The sequence below is a fragment of the Bacillus sp. B2-WWTP-C-10-Post-4 genome (assembly GCF_009183805.1).
GTDB classification, from domain to species: domain Bacteria; phylum Bacillota; class Bacilli; order Bacillales; family Bacillaceae_G; genus Bacillus_A; species Bacillus_A cereus.
In genome coordinates this window covers 63,456-70,576 of sequence record NZ_WEII01000017.1, presented here as the reverse complement: position 1 = coordinate 70,576, position 7,121 = coordinate 63,456, and the positions used below count along the sequence as shown (strand labels likewise).

Here is a 7,121-nt window from a genome sequence, read left to right as displayed (position 1 = left end):
ATCTAACTATTTAGGGGTATAGAGGGGGGAGAAGAGATATGAAACGTAATCCGCTGATTCCGTTCGCTCTTATTGCAGCATTGGGTATTATCGTTATGTTTGTATTTTCATTTCAGGGGCTAAATAAATCTAAAGAGTTAGCTGATGCAAAAAATGGCGGGAAGCCAGCACAAACGGCATCAAAACCAGAAGATATTGTGAAGCAAAGCTGTACGAGCTGCCATGGTGATCAGTTACAAGGGGCAGTTGGACCTAACTTACAAAAAATTGGTGGGAAACTTTCAAAGGATGAAATTAAAGAAATTCTTTCGAAAGGAAAAGGCAATATGCCTGCCAATATAGTTCCAGCTGATCAAGCCGCTAAAGTAGCTGATTGGTTATCGAAGAAAAAATAAAGTTCCGTATGACAAGCCTTTTGCTTATGCGAAGGGCTTGTTTTTCTATATTTTCTAAAATACGATGAATGATAGAGCGGTGAATTGTTGTTATGGGCTTGCAACAACTACTATAAATTCATTATCATGGAGACAGACTGACAAGAGAAGGAGTAATGGAAATACATGAATGAAGTAAAGCTTTCAAAACGATTAGAAGAAGTTGTACGTGAAATACCAGTAGGATCTACAGTTGCTGATATTGGATCGGATCATGCGTATTTACCGTGTTATACAATTATAAATAATATTGCTACAAAGGCAGTTGCAGGAGAGGTTGTAGATGGACCATTTCGCTCTGCGCAAGCAACTGTAGCTGAAAGTGGTTTACAAGATAAAGTAGATGTGCGTAAAGGGAATGGATTAGCTGTTATCGCACCAGGAGAAGTAGATGTAATTACGGTTGCCGGAATGGGCGGAGCGTTAATTCGTGACATTTTAGAAAGTGGTAAAGAAAAATTAGAAGGTGTAACACGTTTAATTTTACAGCCTAATATTGCAGCGCATCATATTCGTGAATGGTTTATTGAGAATGGTTGGGAGCTTATCCATGAAAAAATCGTAAAAGAAGATGGGAAAATTTACGAAATTTTAGTAGGGGAGCGCGGAAATGTTGTAGCGCCTTACTCTGAAAATAAACAAGCTGAATTGTTTATGGGACCATTTTTAATAACAGAAAAAAGTGAAGCCTTCGTTGAAAAATGGGAAGGAGAATTAAAAAACTTCCAAAATATTTTAAAACAGTTAGAACGTGCGGCTGATTCTGAAGAAACAAAAGCGAAGCGTGGGGAAGTAGAAGCGAAAATGAAAATGATAGGGGAGGTTTTATCATGAGTAAAATTCCAAACGGCCATGAAATTATTTCTTTATTTGAAAGTATGTATCCGAAGCATTTGGCAATGGAAGGAGATAAGATTGGTCTGCAGATTGGAGCGCTTAATAAACCCGTGCAGCACGTATTGATTGCGCTAGATGTAACGGAAGAAGTTGTGGATGAAGCAATTCAATTAGGGGCAAATGTCATTATTGCTCATCATCCTTTAATTTTTAACCCGTTAAAAGCGATTCATACAGATAAGGTGTATGGGAAAATTATTGAAAAGTGTATTAAAAATGATATTGCAATCTATGCAGCGCATACAAATGTGGATGTTGCTAAGGGCGGGGTAAACGATTTACTTGCTGAGGCGTTAGGATTGCAAAATACAGAAGTTTTGGCACCGACATATGCAGAAGAAATGAAAAAAGTTGTTGTGTTTGTGCCAGTCACTCATGCAGAAGAAGTAAGGAAAGCATTAGGAGACGCAGGTGCTGGTCATATCGGCAATTATAGCCACTGTACGTTTAGTAGCGAGGGTACAGGCACATTTGTACCTCAAGGGGGGACAAATCCTTATATCGGGGAAACTGGACAGTTAGAACGTGTAGAAGAAGTGCGAATCGAAACGATTATTCCAGCTTCCTTACAGCGGAAAGTGATTAAAGCAATGGTAACGGCGCACCCTTATGAAGAAGTAGCGTACGATGTGTATCCGCTTGATAATAAAGGTGAAACGTTAGGCCTAGGAAAAATAGGATACTTACAAGAAGAAATGACGCTTGGCCAATTTGCAGAACATGTGAAACAATCATTAGACGTGAAGGGCGCAAGAGTTGTCGGTAAGTTAGATGATAAAGTGCGTAAAGTAGCTGTACTTGGTGGAGATGGTAATAAATATATAAACCAAGCGAAATTTAAAGGAGCAGATGTATATGTAACTGGTGACATGTACTATCATGTTGCTCATGATGCGATGATGCTCGGTTTAAATATAGTTGACCCAGGACATAATGTTGAAAAAGTAATGAAACAAGGTGTGCAAAAGCAATTACAAGAAAAAGTGGATGCAAAGAAACTCAATGTACACATTCATGCTTCGCAGTTACATACAGATCCATTTATATTTGTATAAGAAAAATAAAAACCGTTGCTCATGTAAGCAACGGTTTTTATTATTGTTCTTTTTTCACTTTCACGCGAGGTAATATTTTTTGTAACGGTACTTTTCGAACTCTTCCCCATGTAGCGGGATTCATTGGGTCATATTGCTCTAAGAAAGCGATAACTTCTTTCGTAATTGGCGTTGGAGTAGAAGCACCTGCTGTAACAGCTACGTTTTCTACACCTTGTAGCCACTCTAATTGAATTTCGCTTACATCAGCAACTCGATATGCTTTTGTACCCGCGATTTCTTGTGATACTTGTGCTAAGCGATTTGAATTGTTACTTTTCGGATCACCAACAACAATTGTTAAGTCTGCAACATCAGCTTGTTTAGCGACAGCTTCTTGGCGAACTTGAGTAGCTAAACAAATTTCTTTATGGAATTCTGCTGTTGGGAATTTTTTTTGAATGTCCTCCATTAAATGTTGAACATCCCATTGACTCATCGTTGTTTGATTTGTTACTAAAATTTTATCTGTTGGGATTTCTAATGTTTTTAAATCATCGGCTCTTTCGATAAGGTGAACGATGTCAGGTGCAATACCAACTGCGCCTTCTGGCTCTGGATGATTTTTTTTACCGATATAAATGACATGATACCCTTCCGTTTTCTTAGCTTCGATAAGGTCATGCGTCTTGGTAACATCTGGGCAAGTGGCATCGATTGTTGTTAAACCTTTTTCTTTTGCGCGTTGTTTAACTTCTGGAGAAACACCGTGTGCTGTGAAAATAACAGTACCAGAATCAATTTTATCTAAAATTTCTAAGCGACTTGGACCGTCTAATGTGATGATTCCATCTTCTTCAAAAGCGTCTGTAACATGTTTATTGTGAACAATCATACCTAAAATATAAATGGGTCTCGGCAATGATTTATCTAATGCAGCATTACGTGCAATTACCATTGCATCGACAACACCGTAGCAATAACCACGAGGGGAAATTTTAACAATTTTCATATGAGTAATCCTCTCCTTCTAAACAAGGGATACTTTTGTGCATAGTCTTTTACATTATAAAGGAGGAGTGGATAGAAAACAAAGGATTGTTACACATATAGTTTTGGTTTTGTTGCTGTTTGTTGAACTGGTTCTTTCGGTAACTCTTTTTCTATTACAGGTTCAATCACTATTTTCTTTCGTTTTCGTTTCTTTTTTTGAGGTGCAGGAGGCGGACTTTCTACCTCAACTGGCTCTGTTACATTTTCCGTTTGATTTTCTTCCGTACTTTTTCCAGAGGTGAGGATTTTAACAATGCTTGGTAGACTACGCATAATAGGACCATACTGTTCGACGACAGGACCTACAGATTGAACGACTTGGGATACTTTTTCGATGTTGTTTATCATATTAGTAGGATTCGAAATTAAGTTCGAAAAGAAACTGCCGATGCCACTGCTTGCTGTTGCGGCAGCTGTAGTTGCGCCGCCGCGCGTTTCATTTGATTCATACATTTGAGGCGGTATCATTTGCTCAGGATGTTGCTGCATGTATGGTTGATATTGTGGATGTTGCTGCTGATATTGTTGCTGGTATTGCTGCTGATATTGTTGCTGGTATTGCTGCTGATATTGTGGCGGCGGTGGTGGTTGCTGATGCATCATCAGTTGCCCTTCCATTTGTCGGTAAGGTGGAACCATTTGCATAAAAGGATCGGTTGGATCGTGTTTTTTAAAAAGCTTAGCAAGAAAACCTTTCTTTTTTTGTGCCATTGGTGGTAGTTGTGGAATTGGATATGGTGTATAAGGTTGCTGCCCTGGATTCGGATACATTTGCCTTGTAGGGGATTTCGGAAACATGTGAGAAATCCTCCTTTCTTCAGTTAGGTATATACACATACAATATGCAATAAAAGGGAAGAAGGTTAGTTTTTGAAGTGAAAACCTAAACTAAAGATGGATTTTACTTGTAGATTTCGATATAATGTAGACTTGACTGATTTGTGCGCGCAGTAGAAATTTTAGAAAGAAGGTGTAACTTATGACACAACAAACTTTTACACAGTATGATTTTAAACCATTTTTAATAGATGCAGTTCGTGAACTACGCTTTACAGAGCCGACAGGAATTCAGCAGAAAATTTTCCCGGTCGTGAAAAAAGGTGTAAGTGTAATTGGACAATCCCAAACAGGTTCTGGGAAAACACATGCATACTTACTTCCTACATTAAACAGAATTAATGCAAGTCGTGAAGAAGTACAACTTGTTATTACAGCGCCTACTCGTGAGTTAGCACAACAAATTTACGAAGAAATCGTGAAGTTAACAAAGTTTTGTGCGGAAGACCAAATGATTACAGCACGTTGTTTAATTGGTGGAACTGATAAACAACGCTCAATTGAAAAGTTGAAAAAACAACCTCATATCGTAGTTGGAACACCAGGACGTATTAAAGATTTAGTAGAAGAGCAAGCATTATTTGTTCATAAAGCAAATACGATTATTGTCGATGAAGCAGACTTAATGCTTGATATGGGATTCATTCATGATGTAGATAAAATTGCAGCACGCATGCCTAAAAACTTGCAAATGTTAGTTTTCTCTGCAACAATTCCTCAAAAACTAAAACCGTTTCTGAAGAAGTATATGGAGAATCCAGAGCATATTCATATCAATCCAAAACAAGTTGCAGCTGGAAACATTGAACACTATTTAGTGCCTTCTAAACATCGTAATAAAATTGATTTAGTGCATAAAATGCTACTTCAATTTAAACCGTATTTAGCAGTTGTTTTCACGAATACGAAAAAGATGGCAGACCAAGTTGCTGATGGATTAATGGAACGTGGCTTAAAAGTTGGACGAATTCACGGGGATTTATCACCACGTGATCGTAAAAAAATGATGAAACAAATTCGTGACCTTGAATTCCAATATATTGTTGCGACTGATTTAGCAGCACGTGGTATTGATATTGAAGGGATTAGCCATGTTATTAACTATGAGCTACCATCAGATTTAGATTTCTTCGTTCACCGCGTTGGAAGAACAGCACGTGCGGGGCATTCTGGTATTGCAGTGACGATATATGATCCAGCAAACGAAGAAGCGTTAGATAGTTTAGAAAAACAACGTCATATTGAGTTCAAGCATGTAGATTTACGCGGAGATGAGTGGGCCGATTTAGGTGAGCGTCGTCGTCGTAAGAGCCGTAAAAAACCAAATGACGAACTTGATGTTATGGCAACGAAAGTTATTAAAAAACCAAAAAAAGTAAAACCAAACTATAAACGTAAACTTGCAACAGAACGTGACAAAGTGAAGAAAAAATATGGCAATAAAAAAAGATAAGGGGTTTCCCTTATCTTTTTTTTATCCCGCTATTTGTGGGAGGTGTAATCAATATGGATAGAAAAGTATTGATTAAAGTTTCACTTAATCCAGCTAATTTAAATGAAAAGTATAGTCTGTATAAATAGTCATATAAATTTGTGTAGTGCATCTTTTGTGAACAAACAATTCACTACATATTTCTACAAATTATGCTATCATTATATCTATTGTATATTGAAGAGGTGATTGTATGTTAAAGATTGGATCTCATGTTTCCATGAGTGGTAAGAAAATGTTATTAGCAGCAAGTGAAGAGGCTGTTTCATACGGTGCAACAACGTTTATGATTTATACAGGTGCACCGCAAAATACACGAAGAAAACCAATTGAAGAATTGAACATAGAAGCAGGAAGAAAACATATGGAGCTGAACGGAATTGAGGAAATTATCGTCCATGCGCCTTATATTATTAATGTTGGGAATACGACGAAGCCAGAAACATTCCAATTAGGAGTAGACTTTCTTCGCATGGAAATTGAAAGAACATCGGCATTAGGTGTAGCGAAACAAATTGTTCTTCACCCAGGAGCGCACGTTGGTGCTGGAGCAGATGCTGGTATTCAACAAATTATTAAAGGGCTTAATGAAGTATTAACGCCAGAACAGACGGTTAACATTGCGTTAGAGACGATGGCAGGAAAAGGAACAGAATGCGGTCGTAGCTTTGAAGAAATTGCAAAAATTATTGATGGTGTAAAATATAATGAAAAGCTATCTGTATGCTTTGATACATGTCATACGCATGATGCAGGATATGATATTGTAAATGACTTTGACGGCGTATTAAACGAATTTGATAAGATCGTTGGTATAGATCGTTTACAAGTACTTCATATTAATGATAGTAAAAATGTACGCGGAGCAGGAAAAGACCGTCATGAAAACATTGGATTTGGTCACATTGGGTATAAAGCATTGCATCACATTGTACATCATCCACAGTTAATGCATGTACCAAAAATTCTTGAAACACCGTATGTAGGGGAAGATAAAAAAGATAAGAAGCCACCATACAAATTGGAAATCGAAATGCTGAAAAACGGCACTTTTGATGAAGGGCTTCTTGAAAAAATTAAAGCGCAATAAGGAGGGGGAAATCCCCTCCTTATTTTAGTAGTTGCTGAAATAATGTATTTACTTGTTGGGCAGTGGCAGGGGAAGTTACTTTTGCGATTTGTTTTAAGAGCTCTAGTCGCTCGTTGTTATCGTAGATATTAATATTTTTACCCTTCATAAGTAAAACGATTTGATCAGCTTGTGCGGCTGTAATGGGAACTTCATATTCTTTGCTATATTTTAATAACTCTTTTGTAGAAATATGATTTAATTTTTTATTAACAATTTGTTTAATGAGGTTCATCTTATTATCC

At 37.4% G+C, this 7,121-nt stretch carries 8 protein-coding genes; 5 read left to right on the top strand and 3 right to left on the bottom strand.

From position 1 onward, the window contains the following. Window positions 1-38: 38 nt before the first annotated feature. The 3 genes from cccA to GBN78_RS10470 all read left to right on the top strand — a co-directional run bounded on the left by cccA (window position 39) and on the right by GBN78_RS10470 (window position 2,386). Complete coding sequence (gene cccA, locus GBN78_RS10480) at window positions 39-395, top strand: cytochrome c550 (protein WP_000828141.1); 357 nt, start codon at window positions 39-41, stop codon at window positions 393-395. Between the two features lie 165 nt (window positions 396-560). Then, window positions 561-1,268, top strand: coding sequence for a tRNA (adenine(22)-N(1))-methyltransferase (locus GBN78_RS10475; RefSeq protein ID WP_001006545.1), 708 nt, complete (start codon window positions 561-563; stop codon window positions 1,266-1,268). Continuing rightward, entirely contained in the window at window positions 1,265-2,386 is a 1,122-nt protein-coding gene (locus tag GBN78_RS10470) for a Nif3-like dinuclear metal center hexameric protein (protein WP_152127333.1), read from the top strand. The genes GBN78_RS10475 and GBN78_RS10470 overlap by 4 nt, the downstream gene beginning before the upstream one ends. Window positions 2,387-2,426: 40 nt before the next feature. Here the strand turns inward: GBN78_RS10470 and GBN78_RS10465 are convergent, their stop codons facing one another. Next, complete coding sequence (locus GBN78_RS10465; protein ID WP_152127331.1) at window positions 2,427-3,377, bottom strand: 4-hydroxy-3-methylbut-2-enyl diphosphate reductase; 951 nt, start codon at window positions 3,375-3,377, stop codon at window positions 2,427-2,429. Between the two features lie 89 nt (window positions 3,378-3,466). Then, window positions 3,467-4,216, bottom strand: a complete 750-nt coding sequence (locus GBN78_RS10460; RefSeq protein ID WP_152127329.1) for a YqfQ family protein — start codon at window positions 4,214-4,216, stop codon at window positions 3,467-3,469. Between the two features lie 181 nt (window positions 4,217-4,397). On the opposite strand from GBN78_RS10460, the gene GBN78_RS10455 reads away from it, so the two are divergent. Further along, window positions 4,398-5,708: a DEAD/DEAH box helicase gene (locus tag GBN78_RS10455; RefSeq protein WP_000194015.1), complete on the top strand. Its 1,311-nt coding sequence runs from the start codon at window positions 4,398-4,400 to the stop codon at window positions 5,706-5,708. Between the two features lie 232 nt (window positions 5,709-5,940). Further along, window positions 5,941-6,837, top strand: a complete 897-nt coding sequence (locus GBN78_RS10450) for a deoxyribonuclease IV (protein WP_000912460.1) — start codon at window positions 5,941-5,943, stop codon at window positions 6,835-6,837. Between the two features lie 19 nt (window positions 6,838-6,856). Here GBN78_RS10450 and GBN78_RS10445 read toward each other — a convergent pair whose 3' ends face one another. After that, on the bottom strand, window positions 6,857-7,111 hold the full coding sequence (locus tag GBN78_RS10445) for a DUF2624 domain-containing protein (RefSeq protein WP_001048954.1): 255 nt from the start codon (window positions 7,109-7,111) through the stop codon (window positions 6,857-6,859). Window positions 7,112-7,121: the final 10 nt, after the last annotated feature.